A 20,160-nucleotide genomic window follows, 5' to 3' on the forward strand; every position below is an offset into this window, starting at 1 on the left:
TGGAAGACCTCGTAACCGCCAGGCAGCGACTGCTGCAGACGGTCCAGAACATCAAGCTCGCGGTACAGGCCGGCATCATGCCGGAGGGTCTCCAGAGCCGGGGATATTTGCGCCATCGGGTGTGCTTGTTGTTGAGGATGACGGCATGGATTCTCCCACAATGAGAACGCGCCGACGGCAGCTCGGCTGCCGCGTGACTGGCGGCCTGGATGGGGCCATTGATACTCGATAATCACGCGCAACTTGCGAGCGACGGAAAGCAGAGCAGCTAGACGAGCGGCTGGATTAACCCGGCGCCTTCGTTGCGCACGTTGCCGACCGCCCTACCCACCGCATACACCGCCAGCGCCGCCTCGGGACACGGCCGCACCAGCCCCTGCACCTGCTCGGCCGCAGTCGCCCCGTTCAACCAAGCCCACCAATCCCCCGGCGCCAGGATCACCGGTATGCGGTCATGCAACGGCCGCATCGCCGCGTTGGCCTCGGTGGTGACGATCGTGAACGTGTCGAGCTCCTCCCCGTCGGCCGGCCTCGTCCAGCGCTCCCACAGCCCGGCGAGCGCGAAGAACTCACCCCCGACCGGATGGATGTAGAACGGCTGCTTGCCGCCACCCTGCCGGTCACTGAGCTGCTGCCATTCATAGAAGCCGTTCGCCGGCACGATGCAGCGCCGGCGGCGGAACGCCTCCCGGAACGAAGGTTTCTCGGCGACCGACTCGCCGCGCGCGTTGATCAACCTGGTGGCGATCGCCTCGTCCTTCGCCCACGACGGCACCAGGCCCCAGCGCAGGCGGTGGATCACCCGCTCGCCGTTCGCCCGCTGGCGCACCACCGGCAGCCACTGCATCGGCGCCGCGTTCCAGCGCGGATCGAAGTCGAAGCCTTCGGGCACCGCGTCGAACGCCTCGCGCAGGCGGGACACCGGACCGTAGAGGGCGTAACGACCACACATGCGCGCGCCCTCCCCGGTGGCCTCAGTGTAGGGTGCCGGAAGGCCCGCCCTCGCCTTCCTTCACCGGCAGCAGATCCGTGAACCGCCCCTGCACGTCGGTGTAATGCCGGAACTCGGGAACCCCGATCGTGCGCTTCTTCTTGCTGATCCCCTTCGGCCTGATCGGCACCTGGGCGACCCACACGCCGTGGCGGGTCTCGAGCGACAGGCTCACCACGTCGATCCGCCAGCTCGCCGGGCAGTCGGCCAGCGAGCCGTACTCGTCGAGGATCTCCTCGTAGCGGGCAACCTTGTCGGCACGCAGGCTGTAGGCCTCGATCAGCACGAAGACGAAGTCGGCGTCGAGCTGCTCGGCGAGCATCTTCACCGCGCGCGCCGCTGCGTCCTTGTCGCCCGGCGAGCGCATGACGAGCGCCGTGGGGATCGTGGCCCCGGTGGTGAAGTTGCCGACGAAGGCCATCGGCACGAGTTCCTCGCCCTGCTCGAGGAGTTCGCGCGCCTTGTCGATCAGCGGCGCGATCGCCGCCCGGTAGCGTTCGGGGAGCTGGCTCATGTCGGGGTCCTCGCCGGGTTCAGCGCTCGCGGCGCATCTTCACCGCCGCCTCGTATTCGCGATCGAGCCCGGTCCCGGCGTCGCCCTTCGGGTCGAACATCCGAAAGCCCACGTGCATGTACGCCAGCAGCGCCAGGCCGGAGAACTCGCCTTCGAGGTTCTGCAGCGTGTAGCGCACCGCCGGCTTGTTGATCTCGAGCCCGTTGCGGCCGAGCAGCGCGATCTCCATCACGATCTGCCCGACCTTCGCCTGGTCGAGCTTGGCGAAGCGGTCCTGCGCTGCCTGCATGTACATCACCGCATCCATGCGCAGCCCGCCGTCGACCGCCGCGCGCAGCTCGTCGTGACCGATGCGCGTGAGCGCCTCCTCGGCCATCTCGCCCGCCTGGTGATCGGGGAAGCGCTTCACCACCGCCTTGTACTGCTCGGCCGCCTCCTTCACGTGCGACGGCCCGAGCGCCTCCAGGCACTGCGCAAGCCCGAGCTGCGCCCCCGGATCGGCCGGCGCCAGACTGGCCGCCTGGCGGAAGAACGGCAGCGCCTCGGTCGCCCGACCGGAGCGCATCAGCACCGCCGCCAGGTTGCGCTTCGCGAAGGCGTTCTCCGGCTCGACCTTGACCGCGTCGCGCAACGCGTTGACCGCCTCATCGGCGCGCCCGGTGCGCGCGAACGCTACCCCGAGCGCGATGAACGCGTTCGCGTGCGTGGGGTCGAGTTCGAGCGCCCGCTGCAGCGGGGCGACCGCCTCTGCCGGTCGCCCCAGTTCGGACAAACACAGCCCGTGGCTGTAGGCGATCTCGGCGTCGTCCAGCATGCCGTCGAGCGCCTCGAGCACCGGCAGCGCATCCTCCAGGAAGCCGTTTTGCAGCAGCCCCAGCACGTAGGCCTTGGGCTCGACCCCGCGCTCGGGGACCGCGACCACGCGCACGAACGCATCGTTGACTGCCACCACGGCCTGCCAGCCGCGCGCCGCGTAGTCGAGCGCGTAGCGCCCGATCACCGCCTGCTCGAACTCGGCCGTGCAGCGCGGCGGCAGGCCCGCCGGGTCGAGGTCGTCGAGCGGGATCTGGAAGATTTCGGGGGCTTGGCGGGTGGTCATGACGATTCAATCAACGTGCGAGGGAAATTCGGTGGCCGATTGTCGCACAGGAGGGCCAAGCGTTCCGGCCCGACGGGCCTTCTGCAATCCCTACGCTCCATCTACAGGGTAACTGCCTCAGGAATAGGCAAGCATGTAGATCTGGCTTGCCACTTGGCCTGCCATCGCTTATCCACAGGATCTCCCACATCCCTTTCCCCAGCGGTTGGGGACAAGCAAGCCCAAGAAAGCTGTGCCTGCCGCCTGGCGCGGTGAGATGACTCGAAAACTGGGACGGTCGTGCGGGACGGGCATATGGCTGAAGTTCATTCGATCCTGCACCCGGGGCCAGAACGGCCAGGGTGCAGGTTTCCGAACCGAGGTCAGCTACCGATGGGAGGGAGGCATGTAGTCGCCACCCCTGATTGCCAAGTGCAAGTCGACCGTGTCGATGCCCCGTGCCTAGGCGCGATGGATCGGCAGGCTCCCAGATCAGTTCCTCCATTCGGTAGTTCTGTCGGCCCCCAGATTTGGATGGATGGCTCCTCGTCGGCCTTATGTGGAGATCCACATAAGGCCGATTATGTAGATGCCTCGATTATGTTGAGCCGCCATGGGCGTCGTGCGCCAACCGCCCGACTGGGGCGGCAGGCGCGGATTTTGATCTCCACATAATCATAGCGTCCGCAGGAAGTCGATCAGCGAGTCGGGTGCCCGATAGCGCCTGAGCTTGGCCTCTGGCTCGTGAAGCCGGGCCAGCGCCCTCTCCTTCATCGCCAGATCAGCCTCGACGTACTGGTGCGTCGTTGCCGGGCTCTCATGGCCGAGCCAAAGCGCAATGACGCTGACGTCGACACCGGCCTGCAGCAGGTGCATTGCTGTCGTATGGCGAATCATGTGAGGCGAGATGTGACGTGCCGCCAAGTCGGGGCACGATTTCGCGGCCGCCTGGACGGCGCGCTCCAGTCGCTGCATCACGGTCCATCGCGACATCGCTTGGCCATCGCGATTTGGCAACAACGGCGAGTTCGAATCGAGCGGCGGATTTCGCCGAAGCCAAGCCCTGATCGCCCTGATGGTTGAGCGCCACAGCGGCACGCTGCGCTGCTTGCGCCCCTTGCCATGCAGATGAACACAAGCGGCGGCATCGTCGAGTACGACATCGCCGACCTTCACGCCGACGATCTCTGAAACCCGCGCACCGGTGTTGTAGAGCATCAGTAGCAACACATGATCCCGTTGGCTGAACCACGTCCCATCTGGCGTTCCGATCACCGCCAGCATCTCTTCCCGGGACAGATAGCCGAGCATCGGGCGCTCGAACCGTTTTGACGGAACGCCGAGCGCATGTTCAATCACCTGCAGCGATGACACGTCGCGGTGCGCCGCGAACTTCAGGAACGAACGCAGCGCCGCGAGACGGGCATTGCGGCTACGCACGCAGTTGTGCCGATCGCGTTCCAGATGGTCGAGGAAGGCCATAATCAGATCGGGCGTCATGTCGGGCAGCGTGAGTTGCGCTGGCGACCGGCCAAGGCGCACTTCGGCAAAGCCCAGGAAGAGCATGAAGGCATCCCGGTAAGCGGCCACAGTGCGCGGGCTGAGGGCGCGTTGTTGTGTCAGGTGCTCGACGAAGAAGGCTTGTACGAGCGCGGGAAACGATGGCGGTGGTTTGGCTTGCCTACGCATCATCGTCTCCCGCGAGATCGGCGAATTGCTCGAACCGCCCGGCTGTGATCGCCATCAACTCGGGAACGCCGGTGAGGTACCAGTACGTGTAGAAGATCTCGGCATGGCCCATGTAGGTCGCCAGGGCCAGCATCTTCTGGTCGATCTCGGCACCGTCGGCATACCAGCGGATCAACCGCCTGACGGCAAAGGTGTGGCGCAAGTCGTGCAAGCGGGGCGCCTCGTGTCCGCCACGATTGATCCAGCCGAGGCTGTCGCGCAGGCCCGTAAAGACGCGATGTGCCTGTCGATCGCCGAGCGGAAGCCCCAGTCGGCGGCCGCGACTGCTGATCAGGAACGGCATGCCGGCCGTCGTCGGAAGATGCCTCTCGCGCTGTCTTCGGTAGCAAGCCAGCGCCTTGACCGTGCTCGGATGGATCGGCAGTTGCCGGGACTTGGCGAACTTGGTCTGCCGGATCGTCAGCATCCCGCGCTTGAGGTCGACATCCGCATCGCGCAGGTGAATGGCTTCGGAAACGCGCAGTCCGGTCGAAGCCATCAGACCGAACAGGGTTTCGTAGGTGAAGGGCCGAATGCTGCCAGTGGGGCCGAGTGTGCGTGCTGCCGCGAGCAACTCGACGATCTCGTCGTCATAGTAGATGTGGGGTGCAACGCGGCCGGGTTCCGGACCGAAGAGCGATGCCTCGGGCACCTCGGTATCCGGCTCGAACTGCTGCAGGTAACAGATGAAGTGCCGCAGTCGTCCCCAGCTGCGCGCCCAGGTGCCTGCATCGCCATTGCCATCCTTGGCGGTACGCACCCATTCGGCCATGAGTTCGGCCGTCAGCGGACCACGATGGCGTTTGGCCGCCACGAAGCGGGCAAACCTGGAGAGGAAGGCGTCACCGGAGCGCAGACGGAAACCCTGACGACGGCGTTCGGCCAGATAGTCGTCGATTCTGGCCTGCAGGCTTCGGCGTCGGCTCATGATTCACTCCCCGGCCAGGGCAGCGCAACGTCGGCGAGATTTGGCGTGTCGAGCTTCGCGTAGATCCGGGAGGTTTCCAGAGACCGGTGCCGCAAGACATCAGCAACTTCCTTGAGTGAGCCGCCGTTCTCGACGAGGCGACACGCCAGCGTATGCCGCAGAACGTGCGATCCTGTACCAGGCAAGCCGGCCCGTTGGCACGCCCGGCGGATCACGTTCTGAATCGCATAGGTTGTGACCGGAACGTCCCGCGAGTCGCGGCGGCAAAGGAAGATTGCCCGGCTTGGGGTTGCCGGGCGCTCATGCTGCAAATAGTCCGCCAAGGCTTGCCCGGTGGTCATCGGCAGCGGCAGGACGTCCCGCCGTCGCGACTTCGTCCCCTTCAGCGTGACCGTGCCTTCTCGCCAGTCGATGTCGTCGATCGACAGGTTCGCGATCTCGCCAGCGCGTAGCCCCATGTCCAGTGCGCAGCGGACGATGGCATAACCTCGCCGGGGCTTGCGTCCATAAGGGAGTGCGGCGAGCAGCCGTTGAACTTCGTCCGGCTTGAGGGCGCGGGGCAGCACTGCAAGGTTCCACTGCACCGGTGAGGAGATGACTGCGCTCAGACCGGCAACCGAGTCGCCGCAGATCGTCCGATAGCGGAGGTAGCTTCGCAAGGCGGTTGCGACTTGCGCAGCGGCAGAATGCGAGGGGCTGTCTCCCAGTTGCCGAGCGATGAAGCGCTGAACATCGGCTGCGTGCAGCCTGGCCATGTCGATGACGCCGCCGGCAAACTTCTTCTGCAACAACAGACCAACGATGCGGCAATGGTTGCGGCGTGTGCTTGCCGCAAGGCCACGGACGTCATGCAAGTGGTCGTCGTACCGCCGCAGTTCGTCGGCGATGGCATCGGAGAGGGCTGCGCCTGGGCACGCAGGTTGCGTGCGCCGGGATTGGGCGGATGGGTTCATGAGCGTCTCCTGGAGTAGAAACTCCACTTCAGGAGAGCGCTGAAATTATGTCGAGCTCAGACTCCTATCCCGGCAAGCAAAAGCTCGAGCACACTGGGATCTACGGCTTGCTACCCCGGACGCTCAACATAATCGAGGCATCTACATAATCGGCCATTGCAGCCGTTCAGCCCCTCACTCATGAACGTCTGTAGTAGGTCACAGAGTTGACTGCGCAGTTTCTACACAACTCGGGCCAGTTCATATTGCCCGCTCTAATGCCCTTTCAGGTTATGGGGATGGCAAGTTTCGACGGTGCCGCAATACCCTCGCAAGCACTGCAGCAACCTCCTTTGCCTTATGTTGTTCCAGTTCTGAAATAAATCCCACTAATATTGACAGCATTCCACCTCTGGTCGCCAAACGCTCGAAGAGTGCCCTGCGCTCAATCTGAGCGAGCGCATTCAGACTTACTCCTCGAATGGTTCGACTTCCTTTGAGTGTTTTCCCAACAAATATCCACCCCTTTTCAATCTGAATGTTTTCCGAGTATTTATCCAAGTGCGGGTGCACCCAGCGATAATGCTGCGGATCGCTTGGCAAAGTAGCATTTGGCGAAAGCTCTTGGGCTAACGTCGGACAACGTGACAAGGGCGCTTTGCCTTGCCGCTCTGCTCTTTTCTTTATCAATGACAAAAGCAATTTGTTATTGCCATTCTTCTGTGTATTGCAGGTGCCACATGAAAGTGCGAGATTCCTTATCTCAAACGTGAACAAGGGGTAATGGGCCTTCTCGATAAAGTGCTCGATATGAGTAGAAATATCATCGAATAGTATCCGTCGGCAATAGCAGCACCTACCCAATTGGGCAGTACGCAGATCCGCTTTTAGAGCCGTTTTAAACTGCAATACCACCCCAGCTTTACTGCTCCAGTCGTAGGATGATAGCTGAGCCGCATTTATGCCCAATGGGTACTTTGGGGTAGGAGAAATCTTATCGAAACCAATGTTCATCGGAGATCGTCCTCACCCAACAATGCATTGATGACGTCAACGAGCGGGTCGCCAGGCCTCAACGCCAGTCGAATAGTTTTGAGCTCTGGCGTGATCGTCTCAAGTTCTGGGTTATTAAAGCCCCCGCGCTCCACAATCGACACAGCGCGTTGGACAGTGTCCACGACGACGCGATTGCGACTGGACCCAACACCGAACTGCGAAAATAGGACTTCGTCTGAAGAGGCTCCAAAGGAGGTAACCTCAATCGAAGGAACTTCGTCGGTCAAGTCAACAATAGTGCTTCCATCTAACGCGGCACTCACTATCAATGGAGAATGCGTGCAGACCAAGATATGGCCATTTTTTAGGGCTTGCGAACCGATCCCAAAAACCGAATCCATGAACTCCTGCTGCCAATGCGGATGGAGGCTATTCTCGGGTTCATCTATAAGAACGACAGAAGAACTACGCATCCCAAACCCAAGCCCAAGAATGCTGGTGTACATGTGATACTCACCAGAACTGAGGTCAAATATAGAGAATTCTGAGGAATTTAAACGGGACCGCACCTTAGCATCTGTAAGGCTTAACATGTCAGTCAAAATCCCTAGGCGGATAGCGGCAATTGATGCGGTCTCGCAAATTGCTCCATTTCCGCCAAGCAACAGGCGTATTCTTTTCCTCTTGCTGGCGAGAAGGCGTTCAAGCTCATTGAAATCTTCGTAATGAAATTCGCCCAATAGCCAATCCGCCATGGCTTTAGATACATCAGGCCAAGGTCTTTCTCGGGGAAAATCATTCCCTTTTGCTATCGCCTGAATAGTGCCCAATATATCGAGCCATTCGTTGTTGTTTTTGGATGAACCTCGCCGCGGGAGGAATTCATACTCAACATGCGGCCTAATTCCGGCAAATTTGTGAGCGCCATCGAAAAAATCCCATGAGAATCTACTTGCCTTGTCTTCGCCCAAAGCAAATGTAAGGAAGGTCTCCAATGGCCTCTTTTTGCTCAGGAGATTTGGGCCGACCCGCTGTCCAAGGTATACATAATTGGGTACGTCAAACTCCGAATGGCCTCTCCCTGGAAGCTCTTTGGAAGGGAATCTGTCAGCAACCGAACCCGATGTGCAGACTACATGAACGGGAACATCACTCCTGCCTAAGAATTGAATCGAAGACTCGTTATCTGGAATCGTCAATGCAGCAACGAGTTCTCTGAGCAGAGTGCTTTTGTGGGATCCGTTCCGTCCCGTGATAATGGTCGTTTGAAACTCTCGGGGAGATGCTTCCGTCTCCTTTGTGATGAACCTAATCACCCTAGAACGCCCATTCAGGTCCTTGAATGTCAATGATTCCAGCATTGCCATGCGTAGTTATTCCCGACCAATTTCGGAGGTTAATAGTTCACAGCGTGCCGATCGCAGGCTGGATAAGTGTCAGCATTCTGGACAATTCCGGTCATTTTGCATAGAAAACACCAACGGCAGCTGAGGCCGACAACCAGAAGTTCGCACCACCCTCGCCCTCGCCCGCTGAACTCGAGAAATCGTCAAAGCACTCGATTTTTCCTCACAACTTGTAGCTTTCGTGGCGCTCGAGTCGAAAAGCGTGAAACCCTAGCGTACCTCGGAGCCGTCCTCCAGCGTGAGCTCAAAAGACTCCCGCACCACGTCTTCAACACGGTCCAGCACGTGTGGCGGTCAGTGACACCCGGTCGGCAGCAGCCCCGAGTGCGTCAGCACGTGGTGGATGAGAACCCCCTGTTGCCCACGCTCACCAAGAGGTGCTTGAGCGCTTCCTATCGGCGCAGCGCCTGGTGCTGGTCGCCGACCGCAGGCTGGTCAGCCTGGATCACCTCGAGGCGCTGAAGGCCGTGCGGCTAGCCAGCGACGAGTCGCTCGAATTCATCGATGCGGCGCCGGGCCGGGGCTACAGCGAGTTCGAACCCTTCTACGAACAACGGCACCACCGCCCACCCAGGAAGTGATCGCGGAGCACCCCTGGAGCGGGCTGCGGTTGGTGGTCGCGCACGATCCAATGGCTTCGGCCACCAAGGCCGAGCAGCGCAATGCGCGTCTCGACCGCTGAGCCGCTAGGCAGACCAATGGTCGGGCTAGCTCACCGAGAGCAGGACGAAGGTGTGACGCTCCGCGGGCGCGGCACTCGGACAGCGGCTCCAAGGCGCGCTTCTACCACGCGATCAGCGAAGCACACCGGTCGCTCATTCTCAAGGTTGATCTGGGCTAAGAACTCTTCAGCTACCACATCGACGATAGGGCGAAGCGTCTTACCGAAATGATGGACGGCAAGTTGCTGCTGTTGATCAACGGCGAGGGCATGTCCGCGCAGAACGTGCTTCAGTGCTACAGGTTGCTGGCCGACATCGAGCGCGGATTCAGGGTGCTCAAGTCCGAGATCGAGATCGGCCCGGTGTATCACCGCATACCCGAGCGGATCCGCGGGCATGCGTTGGTCTGTTTCATGGCGCTAATCCATGATCGGGTCATAGTATTCGACTCAAGGGAGCGGACGCGGGATGCACGTCCGAGCGGGCAATAGAGTAAGTACTACAGTGCATCCAGCAGCACCGGGTGCCCCTGAACAGCGGCGAACCGGTGGTCGGGGCGTCGACGCTCAGCACGGAGCAGGGCGAGGTGCCTCATGGATTATGACTCGAGAACCCAGCGGCGCCGGAGCAGTTGGCGCTGTTGTAGTGGAACTTTTTTGAAGGTGCCCTCTAGCGAAAAAAATCACTTGCGCGCGTGACTGTCGAACTCGGGTGACACTATTCATCAAGAAGCAAACGGATGTTACCCAGGGCCTCTACCTACCCTGCCCCAGAACTTCGTGTCTTGATGAACAACTCGAGTTCAGGATCATTGGCCGGCAAGAGAATTCCAATTGGCCGACCGGGCAATCGCTGAGGGGCATATGGATTCATCGCACGGCTCGCATCACCCGCCTCCTTCCCGTAGAGCACGCGGCCCACCACGAAATCAAGGAAGCCGTCTTGTAGGCCATCCAGGCGTGGATTGGAAACATACTCCTCCAACAGTACCCAGAACCAGGTGCCAAGCTTCTGCGCCGTCTCGAGTTCAAACGTCAAGTACGCTTCCCTGTATAGGGCACCAAGCAAGGCCAAGGTTGCCAACTTGACAGGCCTCTGCCCGAGGAGGGGCGTCAAGGATTGCCACGCGGAGGACACCTCGACAGGTCGGTCCTCGTCCGATGTCGATTGATACTGTTCGGGATGTGCCGACATCCACTCCTCTTCAACGCCAACGGACATTCGAGTCAGGCGAAGATAGGAGAGACAAATTTCGACATATCCCATTGCCTCATCGATTGTCGCGATCGGTGCTGCGACGACCTTGAAAAACGGCGAAATCGAGATATCCGCCATCGCGGCAAATTCAGGATCTCTTGCTAGGCAGTCGACAACGTCCCGCGGGAGGCGCGTCTCCTCGTTGAAGAGTCCTTCGAACGCTTTTCTTCGAGAATATGCTCCTGTTCGAATCCCGCCCCAGCCCAGCGCAAATTTCGTATCCGCGGCAGAAGCTCCGTGCCGCCATCGGCTCTTGAAATAGGCAGCTTCGAGCCGCGCCTGCCATCTGAACGTTTCATTTAGATGGTGTCTACCTCGCCTCGGTAAAACTCCGCTTGCCTCGCCATCCTTCATATAGATCCCCCTCTTCCGGAAAAATCGCCAATTATCCCGCCACCTCAGGGCGCAACAATCGAGTTGAATCGGCGTCGTCAATATCTAGTCCGAGCCCAGTCCAACGATTTCAACGCGCCTTGCCCCCGAGTCGCTCCCAATTTTGGAGCGAGGACGCACACTGCCAAGACCCGGCCGGTTTCGCAGCGGTCGAGCGCATCCGCACCATGGGCGATCACACCAGCGCGCGCGTCTTCTTCATCGACAGCCTGTGCGACGAAGCGGCGAATGATGGCGACGACGATCGACGATCTCCGGGCCGTTCTGCTTTGGATCATGACATGAAGGTTAGAATTTATTGAGAGTACAGGGGTCTTGGTGGGTTGCTGACGGCTCGGCCTACGCTGTCGTTGGCCGCAATCGACGCCTCAAGTTCGCTGGGACAGTCTTGCAACGCTCCCGCTAGGGACGGCATATGGCCTGTTGAAAACAGAACAGCTATCACTCTTTGGCGAGAGCGGTAGTCTCCTTAGCGGAAAATCACAGAGGGTTCTAGGTTGTTGAACCCCGTAGTCTCCTAGTTAAGGTTTCGGAAATCAACTGGTTTTCTTGATCCACTCGCCGCCCCTGTTGGGCTGTCGGCGTTAACTCATGGACTCGCGGAGATCACGGATGAAACATAAAGCATGCTTGTCGGAATTCTTAATCACTTCAGATCTCGGGCGCCGATATGCCCTACTCCGACTCCATGAGCGTGCGATCGGACCCATCGTCCGCTACTCGCCGCCTGCCAAATCGCACAGGTGGTTTTACCGATGAGTACCGCCAAGCCACCCAACGGGCGCGCAGGCCAAGGCCATCGACTCGGCACTCAAATGAGAGGCGAAATGGCACTCGCCTATGAGGCCCGCGGTCAAAGCAGTGCAGACCTTATGCTGCATTACAGTCCGAAAGCACAGAAAGATGTTGTCTTAACTGGGCAACTGCAATTCCTGAACTTTCTGACCTGCGAATTCGACAGCAAGGTCAGGACGGTGAACTACGCACCCTACACATCCATTGCCAGTGCGGCGGGTGAACCGGTCGCATCTTTGATTGATGCCGAGATCAGAATGCGTGACGACACCATGGTTTGGCGGCGATTAATTCACTCTGAACCAGATACTGCTGATCTTGTTGAAGACCTTCGCAAAGCCATCGGGCGAGGCGCGCTTGCTAAGGTTTCGGCGATTGAGGTTTTGACGTTCGATGAACTGACGGTGAATCCGATGCGACTTCGCAACGCGATGCGAGCCATCGCATGGATTGCCGCGGCACGCCACTGGCCCCTTGCGGAGCTAAAGCGCAAGGTATTGGCCCTGTTAGAACGAAGGCGCACGGCCACGTTCGACGAGGTCCTCGCATTGGAAGAAGGACCGAATCGGGCCCTGGTGGGGGCAGCAGTTCTCGATATGCTTTGCAATGGCGTCGTCCGCGCTGATCTCGCCGAAGTTCCTCTGCATGGCTTGACGCAGTTTCATCACGTCGGTGATAAAGAATGTTGAGCGCGCCATCGACCGACGAAGTTAAATCCCCCGATGCTGTGAAGACGTACACCTTCAAGACAATACCCTTCGAGTATCGAGATTGCGAATTGTGGCCCTCTGCCCAAAAACCTACAGCCAAGGAATTGTCCGAGTGGTATCCACACCTATCCCTAGAACAAGCCCAAGAGCGGGCCGCGGAGATCTCCGCGCGATTCGATCGGCTTCAGAAGGGCATCAAGGTCTACCTGAGCGCTGGATCGCTCAGAGATGGGCTAGCCGAAGCAAGATGTACAAAGGAGGTCTTTTATCGACAACTGAACCGTTGCCTTCTGCCGAACCCCCTTACCGGCGAAGGCATCGTAGGTTGGGCTGCGTTGATAAGCCACCTTCGCCTTCACGACTACAAGCGTGTTCGCGATGGCGCGGGGACGGCGGGGCAGTTCCAGCGATGGATTAGTGATAATCAGCCTTGGCGCGAACTGCTTCACCGGATGATCGAGAAGGGAAACGGTGGCGAGAAGATTGCGGGCCGGAAACCCGATGTTCGCGGGGTCGTCCGAAACTTCATCGATGCGTTCACGAAGCCAGTCGGCACGGATAAGCGACCGAGGATACCACGCGGGCAATACCCGCATGACGGAAGGTCGAACGCGCGGCGTGCGATTGAACGCTACGTCACCCGATACGTTGCGACAAACACTCGAACGACCGCCGTTTGGTTCGGGGAGGACATCGCAGATCGTCAGCACCTTGGCACCGGGCCCCAGTCGTTCAATCTTGCCACTGCACCGTTCGACGTCATCGGGACCGACGCGCACACCATGGATTGCCTCGGATTCATCATTTTGAATGGTCCCGCTGGTCCTCAGAAAGTGCCGGTTGTTCGAATCCAAGTCGTTGCAAATCTTTGTCTTAACAAGCGACTCGTGTCCGGCTACTCCATCTGCCTTCAGCGGCAGATTCAGGCGAAACATGTTGAAGAGGCCTACCTCATGGGGAATACGCCCTGGACGCCAAAGAAGATAACCGTTGAAGGGCTGAGTTACGCGACGGGCGCCGGTTTTCCGAATGGCGTCGTTGAAGGAATAACCGATATCAATCCGGCGCTGATCCGCCTGGATAACGCCGCGCAGCACTATGCAAAGGGTATTCGTACGCGGCTGCGCACTTCGCTTGGTACCGGTATTGCTTGGGGCGGCGTTGGACATTGGTGGAGAAACGCCATCACGGAACGACTCTTTGGAACCCTCGAGCGGTATGGGTTTCAGCGTCTGCCGTCCTCGATGGGGAACGGAACCCAAGATCCTCATCGCGCTGAGAACCCGGCCATAGAAGCAACTGGAAAAGGTATTGAATGGGATGAGCTTGTTCAATTGGTCGACGTGCTTCTGGCTAACTACAACTCAAAACCGCACACGAGTTTGGGCGGCCTCAGTCCACTCGACTCCCTTCGGGCGACGATGGCGAGTCGCTTGGGCCTCTGGATTCCCCGGCCAAGCCCGCCATACACAGCCAGTTCGCCCCGACTTGGTGTACTCGTGTTGCGTAAGCGGATTGCTGGTAGCGTACGCGAGAGAGTCGCGCCATACGTTGAGGTTGGCGAAGTCCGATATACCGAGACTTGCCTTTCAACAAAATACGACCTGATCGGCGAACATGTCTACGTCCATATTCCTCAGGATATGCGCACCGTCGAATGCTACCTAGATAACGGTCTTTTCATAGGCACGTTGCGCTGCCTGGATAAGGGTTGGCAATTGTCTGCGCATTCCTACGACGATCGCCAACTCGTCAATGCCCTAATCCGCAAGGGAGAGATGTTCGTTCCGGCCGGTGGTGATCCAGTTGTCGCGCTATTCGGTCATCTCGAAAAGAAAGCGATTGCCGAAGCGAAGAAGGCTGGCAAGCCGAAGGTGTCGGGAAATGCCTCGGCGGCAGCGGACCTTCTGAGGCGTGCCGGAATCAGTTCTCTTGCTTCCCCAACCGAGGCCGTTCAGCCCACCAATAATGATCGCGTCGTACGCAACAAGCTTCTTGGGATAAAGCTTCCCGCTAGTTGGGAATGAGATCAGTCAATTTTTGGAGGTGCAATAATGAATGAGCCTGATGCGCCTGAAAGCAAGAACGAGCAAGCCTTAGCCGACGAGCAAGGGTTCCGTATCGCTTCTCTTAGCGAAGGCCCCGACAGAGAGCGCTATCTTGAATCGCATCCGCTGAATCAACGTCCAGTAAAGGTCCTTACCGTATCAATTAAGGAGGCGTTCCTTTCTGTTGGTGCTGCGATAAAATTCAAGCGCCCTGGATGTGCCTTCTCTGCAAAATTCCGCTCCGGGAAATCCACGGCACTACTGATGATTAGAGACGATTTGCCCAGTGTGATGCAGGCGGTCGCGTTTGGGCTCATCTCGGCGAAGGAACATGATGCCGCGACGGAGCGCGTCTTTTGGGGCGATCTTCTGATTGCGCTTGGAATAGTTACGGACGGCACGGCGCAGGACCGGCAGACTCGCCTGAGGACGGCGATCATCTCCGCTTGCGTTCAGGCTGGCGGGAGACACTTTTGTCTGCTAATCGATGAGGGACAGAATTGGCATACCCGGGAATACACCTTCCTTCGCGACCTAGCGAATCAACTTCGCGAACAAGACGGGTATATATTGACAACGATAATTTTTGGAGATCCGCGTCTCGATGATATGAGCGCTACATTTCGCGAAAAGCGGAAGGATTTGTGGGCGCGCTTTCTCATGCGTCCAGAGCCATTCTTCGGGATTCGCAATGTCAGTGACCTGCGCTCCTTTTTGGCTGAGCACGACAGCGCGAAGCGTTGCGAATATCCAGCAGGTTCGGGCATTAGCTATACAGAGTTCTTTCTTCCGTCGGCTTACGCAAGTGGGTGGAGACTGGCGGATCAAGCCCAACATGTCTGGGACGCGTTTGTGCAGGCCGCCACCGACGTCGGCCAACAGTTCAGCGACATAGGCATGCAATGGGTCGGAGAAACGGTGATTCACTTCTTGACCACCCAGATGGCGAGCGACATCGCTGGGTTCCACGGACAGTCTGGTTGGGATGACGCGGTCAAGAACTCGATGTTTGTCGATTCACTTGTCTAAGGGGGCCGGCGCGTGTCCCCAATACTTCCCGGCTTTGTTTGGGCGTCCGCATGGAGCGGAATCGGTGAGGGTCCCTACACGCTGGCTGCCAAGATAATCTACGCGAACAATCTAAGGACGCGTTACCTCAGAAAAGGAATTCTGTGGCGGCAAGGAAAGGGCGCAAGCCTTCTTGATCCTTGTCCTACTTCCAACGATGAAATGGCATCATCGCTTGGAAATATGCTCTATCAGGCGAGTCTCGCCGCACGGATTCCACGGCTTTATAAAGCGTTGGCAACAGACCGTGAGTTCCGTTATTGTGCCAAATGTATCAGTAGCGGCTTCCAGGCGGCAATCGCTCAAATACCCGGTATTGTCCAATGCCCGATTCACGGAGAGATTCATCGAAATAGCTGCATACATTGCGGAGCCAGTACCCCGCCATACTTCCTGAACAACGATCATCTTCCCAGTTTCTCATGCACTGAATGTGGATCTCCCCTTGGCGGCGAACTCTTGATAGACCGGCGCGTCGATGCCTGGTCAACTCCCGATCGCCTCGATCGCCTCGATCCGATTCATACTTGGCTTGAACGAATAAATACTTCCAAAGACATTCACTGGATGAATGTGTCTGAATGGAGCACCACACTTCAGTCTCCTGAAGGGACGCGAGACCACACTCGGGACGCTGTGTTTGCCGTCCTTCGGTCAAGACTACTTCCAGACAAAACCGTGCCGGAATCGAATCTTGACCAGAAACCAGAGGTGTTTGGTCCATTTGTGCTTACCCAGGGCGCGAAGTCGTCGCCGGACCTAACTGAGGCCGAGTACGGCACTATCCTGCGCAGGATAGCACTGCCCCCCGAACTCCAAAAATACAGAGAACACTTCCGCACGCCAAGCTTCGGCGTTGCTGTGCCTGTTGGCTCTCTGGTGCCACCCCATCTTCACGCTCACCTGATTTGGCGTGCCCAATTTCAAAAGGTCACGTCTATTTATTGCGAGCCGTACTCGCGTTTTGATTTTTGTGCTGTAGCAGTTCCACAACTGTTGAACATGAAAGTGAATCGTTTAGAAGCAAAGATTAGCAACCGACGAATCAGCGATGGAATCTTGGGGGCTACATGGAACGCTTCACTGAAAATTGCCGTCGAATGGCACAAAATGCAGATTAGCTTCCGCGAGGTCCCTCTTCCTGAAGCCGAACGGCGGTGGCTCATTGCGGTCGATCGGTGGGCAAACCGGCTGGGGTGCTGGAGACACCGAAACTATTTCCCGATCGCTGTGATCAAGGTCAAGGATAGGATTACTGGACAAGACCATTTGTATTTCGTGGTCGCCTGACCCCCGCACGGCAAAGGGAGTTGCGACTAAGAGAGGAGCGCCATCTAGGGAACCCCTGATTAATTGACGTTCTGAGTACGCTCAGTCAAGCGAGCCGGTTCCACTGACCCCGCTGATCGATTTTTCCGCTTCGACCGCTGCTTTTCGGGGCACTTTCAGGGCCCGAGCTTGTTCGCCTCGATCAGCGGGTGCTGCTTGCTAGCCTTGAGCGGCACACCCCAGAACAGTCCCGCCTTGCGGGCCGGGCGCTTGAGCTTGTTGTTCATGTAGCCCTCGTCGCCAAACGCTGCCCGATCATCCTCACGCACCAGATGCGGCAACTGGTTGATATCCGAGACGTTGGCAGGCGTAACCGAAACGGTATGCACGAGCCCGGAATTGACGTCGGCGCCCACATGAACCTTCATACCCAAGTACCACTGGTTGCCCTTCTTGGTCTGATGCATCTCAGGGTCACGCTTGCGTTCCTGGCTCTTCGTCGATGGCGGCGCATGGATGATCGTGGCGTCGACCATCGTGCCGTCGTTGAGGAGCAGACCGCGCTCCTCAGGCGTGTCGTTGATGGTGTTCATCATCTGCCCGGTCAGCGCATGCCTCTCGGGCAGGTGGCGGAGCTTTACGATCGTCGTCTCGTTGGGCATCGCGTCGTCGGTGAGGTCCAGACCGGCAAAGCGGCGCATCGACTCGACTTCGTAGAGCGCATCTTCCATCGCCGGATCAACAGCGCATACCACTGCTAGATGAAGTCGATCCGCAGCATCGTCGCTTCCGGCATCGGTGGACGGCCATGCCTGCCCGTCTTCGGGTAGTGCAACTCGACTACTGCCAGCAACGCTGCCCACGGCACGACCTTCTCGATCTCGACCCGGGAGCGCTACGGGCGCGTCTGTTGCTTCTTGCGTTCGAAAGCCTGCGAGGCGAAGGTCCTTTGCTTCATGGTGGCAGCGCGGCTTATGATCTCAGTATGTTACCGGCTCCAAATAGATCAAAGCTTGTCTAGACGATCCTTCGCACCGATCTCTGAAATGGCCTAAGGGACAGGTTTGCAGTAGGTTTTCGAAGTGTGGGGGGCTAGTTTCTGGTATTACTTGGGGTGCGGGATAGAATTGCGGTCACAAACTGAGCCGCAAGAGTATCCCGTGAGAGACTCATAATCTTTTGTTTTCAGTCACTTGGGCCAACGGTTTGCTGGACGTTATTGTGGCACCTGACTGACACAAGTACCCACGCACACCGCACATGCCCTTCTCGCCCGGGGTCACGAAAGACGATCGCGTGCTGCGCACGCTCGAGGCCTTCTCTGGGCGCGATGTGGTTGTCACCTGGAAGATGGACGGCGAGAACACCACGCTGTACCGCAACGGCTTTCATGCCCGCTCACTGGACAGCCGGCATCACCCTTCTCGGGACTGGCTCGCGCGCTTTCATGCCCAGATTGCGCATGAGATTCCGCCAGGCTGGCGGATCTGCGGAGAGAACCTGTATGCGCGGCATACCCTTGCCTATGAGGCGCTGCCGAGCTATTTCATGGGGTTTTCCGTGTGGGATGCCCGCAACGTCGCCCTCGGGTGGGCGGAGACCCTCGACGTTCTGAGCAGGCTCGGGATCACGCCCGTGACAGAAATCCCTGAACTGAGCGGTCCGTTCACTTCCAATGCGCGGGGGGCGCTAGAGCGCTTCGTGCGCCGGATTGACACCACGCTGCACGAAGGCATCGTCATGCGAGTCGCTGATGAGTTTGCGTATGAGGACTTCGGGAGCTCTGTGGCGAAGTGGGTGCGTAAGGAACACGTCGGCACGTCGAGGCACTGGATGTATGCCCAGGTCGTACCGAATGGGCTGGCGCAAACTCACTCTTGCGCTGGGGCGTCGCATCCTCGCGGGTGACCAGCCCTCCTCCGCTCTCCTCTCCTCCAGCCCGTTCCTTTTCAACGTATGGACATAAGACATGGCACGACCGACCAGTATCGAGTTTAAAGACGTGCAGAAGGCCTGCGAGGACGCACTCGCTGCAGACGAGCCGATTACCTTTGCGAACGTGTACGAGCGAATGGGCCGCAAGGGCGGCGCTGCGGTCGTGCAACGCATGATCGCGCAGTTCAGGAGCGAGCGCGGTGTGGCGGCCGATGGCAGGGTGCGGGACTACGAGGCGCCTGAGGATTTTGTCGCGCACATCGCCCGTCCTTTCTTCGATCGTTGCTGGAAACGGGCGGTGGCCTTCAACGAGGAGTTCCATCTAGGAAAGCTCGAAGAAGCGAAGCGCGAATACAGCGCCTTGGAGGCCCGTCTCGAGGATGCCAAGTCGCAAACGCAGGCGGCGAACACCCTGGTAACGATCCTGCAGGCAGACCTGAATGCAACGAGCACCGATCGGTCACGCCTCCAGGACCAGGTCACACAGCTTCAGAGCGGCCTGGCGGATACGGCTCGAGCGCGCGATCAGTTTGCATCACGATGCAGCGAGCTCGAGAAGGCTGTCGAGCAGTTGAATAACACGTTGAGGGAAGAGTTGGAGAAAGGGGCGCGTCTTTTGGCAAAGACGAAGGATGAGTGCGCCGCGCAGCTCACGACAGAGCGTGAGCGCGGCGATGGCGAGCGGCGCATGCTGATGGAGCAGACCGACCGGTTACGCCAGGAGGCCAGCGCACAGGTCGCTGAGCTCAAGCGCAACCTTGCCGCAAGGGAGAAAATGGAAGGGGAGCATCGCGTCCGCGCGGAGAAGGCGACACAGGAGGTGAAGGAGGCACAAGGCAGGCTTCGCGAGCTCGAGGTGGCGCTCGCCGCGTCGCGGGATCGTGCCGATCGTGCTCAGGCACGCGCAGACGAGCTGCAGGCGGCCTCGTCGCGCAGTGCTGCCGCGATCGCCGCGGCGGAAAGCCGTGCGAAGGCGACGCAGGAGCGGTTTGAGGATGAGCGGCGGCGGAGCGATGCGCTGCAGGCGCGCGTCGAGGAGATAGGAGGCGAATTGGAGAGTCTGCGTGCAAAGATGCTGTATGCAGAGCCGTGCAAGAATGAGCAGGAAGAGTCAGGGGGCAAGCAATCCGGGATAAAGAAGCGCAAAGCTGTCACAAGAGACGCATAGGCATTTTGATCGGTCCCTGCCCGCACGCATAAAGCAACAATGCTTCAAGCCATGTGGATGCACAGGGCATGCTGGTTCGTCAAGGGATCGGGCGTCTAGTCCGCAGTCCGGAGACGCCTCCAAACCGGCGCATCCACTGGCTGGACGCGCGCATCCATCAACCGACGACGGCTGGCATGCTCAACCCGGTCAAGCGGGTGTTTGCGAAATACAAGCAGATCACAGTGGGGTGACTGGCTAATGAGCGCTTCGGGGGATAGGCGTTTTCGGGACTCTAGCGTG

Annotated in this window: 18 protein-coding genes and 2 pseudogenes; 9 read left to right on the forward strand and 11 right to left on the reverse strand. The window is 58.9% G+C overall.

Annotation, left to right across the window (positions count from 1 at the left end; all coding sequences use genetic code 11):
- Positions 1–268 precede the first annotated feature (268 nt).
- The 8 genes from ACMV5O_RS16505 to ACMV5O_RS16540 all read right to left on the reverse strand — a co-directional run bounded on the left by ACMV5O_RS16505 (position 269) and on the right by ACMV5O_RS16540 (position 8,162).
- Positions 269–952: an SOS response-associated peptidase gene (locus tag ACMV5O_RS16505; RefSeq protein WP_416164489.1), complete on the reverse strand. Its 684-nt coding sequence runs from the start codon at positions 950–952 to the stop codon at positions 269–271.
- 22 nt (positions 953–974) lie between these two features.
- A complete protein-coding gene (locus ACMV5O_RS16510; protein WP_416164490.1) occupies positions 975–1,505 on the reverse strand; it encodes a hypothetical protein in 531 nt (176 codons plus the stop codon).
- A 19-nt stretch (positions 1,506–1,524) separates the two neighbouring features.
- The gene (locus ACMV5O_RS16515; RefSeq protein ID WP_416164491.1) at positions 1,525–2,604 is read right to left on the reverse strand and encodes a tetratricopeptide repeat protein; all 1,080 of its coding nucleotides are present in this window, start codon (positions 2,602–2,604) and stop codon (positions 1,525–1,527) included.
- A 654-nt stretch (positions 2,605–3,258) separates the two neighbouring features.
- Positions 3,259–4,275, reverse strand: a complete 1,017-nt coding sequence (locus ACMV5O_RS16520) for a tyrosine-type recombinase/integrase (RefSeq protein WP_416164492.1) — start codon at positions 4,273–4,275, stop codon at positions 3,259–3,261.
- Positions 4,265–5,239, reverse strand: coding sequence for a tyrosine-type recombinase/integrase (locus ACMV5O_RS16525; protein ID WP_416164493.1), 975 nt, complete (start codon positions 5,237–5,239; stop codon positions 4,265–4,267). Before ACMV5O_RS16525 ends, ACMV5O_RS16520 begins: the two co-directional genes overlap by 11 nt.
- On the reverse strand, positions 5,236–6,192 hold the full coding sequence (locus tag ACMV5O_RS16530) for a site-specific integrase (RefSeq protein ID WP_416164494.1): 957 nt from the start codon (positions 6,190–6,192) through the stop codon (positions 5,236–5,238). Before ACMV5O_RS16530 ends, ACMV5O_RS16525 begins: the two co-directional genes overlap by 4 nt.
- 270 nt (positions 6,193–6,462) lie before the next feature.
- Positions 6,463–7,185 carry a hypothetical protein gene (locus tag ACMV5O_RS16535; RefSeq protein ID WP_416164495.1) on the reverse strand — a complete coding sequence of 241 codons (723 nt, stop codon included), beginning with the start codon at positions 7,183–7,185 and terminating at the stop codon, positions 6,463–6,465.
- The gene (locus tag ACMV5O_RS16540; RefSeq protein WP_416164496.1) at positions 7,182–8,162 is read right to left on the reverse strand and encodes an AAA family ATPase; all 981 of its coding nucleotides are present in this window, start codon (positions 8,160–8,162) and stop codon (positions 7,182–7,184) included. The genes ACMV5O_RS16535 and ACMV5O_RS16540 overlap by 4 nt, the downstream gene beginning before the upstream one ends.
- Positions 8,163–8,924: 762 nt before the next feature.
- On the opposite strand from ACMV5O_RS16540, the pseudogene ACMV5O_RS16545 reads away from it, so the two are divergent.
- Positions 8,925–9,839, forward strand: a pseudogene (locus tag ACMV5O_RS16545) (IS1634 family transposase); the annotation flags it as partial.
- Positions 9,840–9,994: 155 nt separating this feature from the next.
- On the opposite strand, the gene ACMV5O_RS16550 reads toward ACMV5O_RS16545, so the two are convergent.
- The gene (locus tag ACMV5O_RS16550) at positions 9,995–10,846 is read right to left on the reverse strand and encodes a hypothetical protein (protein WP_416164497.1); all 852 of its coding nucleotides are present in this window, start codon (positions 10,844–10,846) and stop codon (positions 9,995–9,997) included.
- A 206-nt stretch (positions 10,847–11,052) separates the two neighbouring features.
- Between ACMV5O_RS16550 and ACMV5O_RS16555 the strand changes: the two genes are divergently transcribed.
- Both ACMV5O_RS16555 and ACMV5O_RS16560 read left to right on the forward strand, forming a co-directional pair.
- Positions 11,053–11,187, forward strand: coding sequence for a hypothetical protein (locus ACMV5O_RS16555; RefSeq protein ID WP_416164591.1), 135 nt, complete (start codon positions 11,053–11,055; stop codon positions 11,185–11,187).
- A gap of 525 nt (positions 11,188–11,712) precedes the next feature.
- A complete protein-coding gene (locus ACMV5O_RS16560; RefSeq protein ID WP_416164498.1) occupies positions 11,713–12,369 on the forward strand; it encodes a hypothetical protein in 657 nt (218 codons plus the stop codon).
- Positions 12,370–12,623: 254 nt separating this feature from the next.
- Here the strand turns inward: ACMV5O_RS16560 and ACMV5O_RS16565 are convergent, their stop codons facing one another.
- Entirely contained in the window at positions 12,624–13,244 is a 621-nt protein-coding gene (locus ACMV5O_RS16565) for a hypothetical protein (RefSeq protein WP_416164499.1), read from the reverse strand.
- A 33-nt stretch (positions 13,245–13,277) separates the two neighbouring features.
- Between ACMV5O_RS16565 and ACMV5O_RS16570 the strand changes: the two genes are divergently transcribed.
- The 3 genes from ACMV5O_RS16570 to ACMV5O_RS16580 are packed head-to-tail and all read left to right on the forward strand — an operon-like array spanning position 13,278 to position 16,796.
- Positions 13,278–14,417, forward strand: coding sequence for a hypothetical protein (locus ACMV5O_RS16570; RefSeq protein ID WP_416164500.1), 1,140 nt, complete (start codon positions 13,278–13,280; stop codon positions 14,415–14,417).
- A gap of 27 nt (positions 14,418–14,444) precedes the next feature.
- Positions 14,445–15,467 carry an ATP-binding protein gene (locus ACMV5O_RS16575; protein ID WP_416164501.1) on the forward strand — a complete coding sequence of 341 codons (1,023 nt, stop codon included), beginning with the start codon at positions 14,445–14,447 and terminating at the stop codon, positions 15,465–15,467.
- Positions 15,468–15,479: 12 nt separating this feature from the next.
- On the forward strand, positions 15,480–16,796 hold the full coding sequence (locus tag ACMV5O_RS16580) for a hypothetical protein (RefSeq protein ID WP_416164502.1): 1,317 nt from the start codon (positions 15,480–15,482) through the stop codon (positions 16,794–16,796).
- Between the two features lie 167 nt (positions 16,797–16,963).
- On the opposite strand, the pseudogene ACMV5O_RS16585 reads toward ACMV5O_RS16580, so the two are convergent.
- Positions 16,964–17,733, reverse strand: a pseudogene (locus ACMV5O_RS16585) (IS5 family transposase); the annotation flags it as partial.
- Between the two features lie 302 nt (positions 17,734–18,035).
- Between ACMV5O_RS16585 and ACMV5O_RS16590 the strand changes: the two are divergent.
- The 3 genes from ACMV5O_RS16590 (at position 18,036) to ACMV5O_RS16600 (ending at position 20,111) form a co-directional block, all read left to right on the forward strand.
- Entirely contained in the window at positions 18,036–18,683 is a 648-nt protein-coding gene (locus ACMV5O_RS16590; protein ID WP_416164503.1) for an RNA ligase family protein, read from the forward strand.
- A 61-nt stretch (positions 18,684–18,744) separates the two neighbouring features.
- Positions 18,745–19,878, forward strand: coding sequence for a DNA-binding protein (locus tag ACMV5O_RS16595; RefSeq protein WP_416164504.1), 1,134 nt, complete (start codon positions 18,745–18,747; stop codon positions 19,876–19,878).
- 68 nt (positions 19,879–19,946) lie between these two features.
- Positions 19,947–20,111, forward strand: coding sequence for a hypothetical protein (locus tag ACMV5O_RS16600; protein ID WP_416164505.1), 165 nt, complete (start codon positions 19,947–19,949; stop codon positions 20,109–20,111).
- Positions 20,112–20,160: the final 49 nt, after the last annotated feature.

It is taken from the genome of Thauera sp. WH-1 (assembly GCF_047806685.1).
Classification (GTDB): Bacteria; Pseudomonadota; Gammaproteobacteria; order Burkholderiales; family Rhodocyclaceae; genus Thauera.

What these genes read in the sequence shown, in the direction of transcription:
- ACMV5O_RS16535 (WP_416164495.1), bottom strand. Translation starts at nt 7,185, where the DNA reads ATGAACATTGGTTTCGATAAGATTTCTCCTACCCCAAAGTACCCATTG.
- ACMV5O_RS16550 (WP_416164497.1), bottom strand. Translation starts at nt 10,846, where the DNA reads ATGAAGGATGGCGAGGCAAGCGGAGTTTTACCGAGGCGAGGTAGACAC.
- ACMV5O_RS16560 (WP_416164498.1), top strand. Translation starts at nt 11,713, where the DNA reads ATGGCACTCGCCTATGAGGCCCGCGGTCAAAGCAGTGCAGACCTTATG.
- ACMV5O_RS16525 (WP_416164493.1), bottom strand. Translation starts at nt 5,239, where the DNA reads ATGAGCCGACGCCGAAGCCTGCAGGCCAGAATCGACGACTATCTGGCC.
- ACMV5O_RS16575 (WP_416164501.1), top strand. Translation starts at nt 14,445, where the DNA reads ATGAATGAGCCTGATGCGCCTGAAAGCAAGAACGAGCAAGCCTTAGCC.
- ACMV5O_RS16520 (WP_416164492.1), bottom strand. Translation starts at nt 4,275, where the DNA reads ATGATGCGTAGGCAAGCCAAACCACCGCCATCGTTTCCCGCGCTCGTA.
- ACMV5O_RS16600 (WP_416164505.1), top strand. Translation starts at nt 19,947, where the DNA reads ATGCTGGTTCGTCAAGGGATCGGGCGTCTAGTCCGCAGTCCGGAGACG.
- ACMV5O_RS16530 (WP_416164494.1), bottom strand. Translation starts at nt 6,192, where the DNA reads ATGAACCCATCCGCCCAATCCCGGCGCACGCAACCTGCGTGCCCAGGC.
- ACMV5O_RS16595 (WP_416164504.1), top strand. Translation starts at nt 18,745, where the DNA reads ATGGCACGACCGACCAGTATCGAGTTTAAAGACGTGCAGAAGGCCTGC.
- ACMV5O_RS16590 (WP_416164503.1), top strand. Translation starts at nt 18,036, where the DNA reads ATGCCCTTCTCGCCCGGGGTCACGAAAGACGATCGCGTGCTGCGCACG.
- ACMV5O_RS16505 (WP_416164489.1), bottom strand. Translation starts at nt 952, where the DNA reads ATGTGTGGTCGTTACGCCCTCTACGGTCCGGTGTCCCGCCTGCGCGAG.
- ACMV5O_RS16515 (WP_416164491.1), bottom strand. Translation starts at nt 2,604, where the DNA reads ATGACCACCCGCCAAGCCCCCGAAATCTTCCAGATCCCGCTCGACGAC.
- ACMV5O_RS16510 (WP_416164490.1), bottom strand. Translation starts at nt 1,505, where the DNA reads ATGAGCCAGCTCCCCGAACGCTACCGGGCGGCGATCGCGCCGCTGATC.
- ACMV5O_RS16555 (WP_416164591.1), top strand. Translation starts at nt 11,053, where the DNA reads ATGGGCGATCACACCAGCGCGCGCGTCTTCTTCATCGACAGCCTGTGC.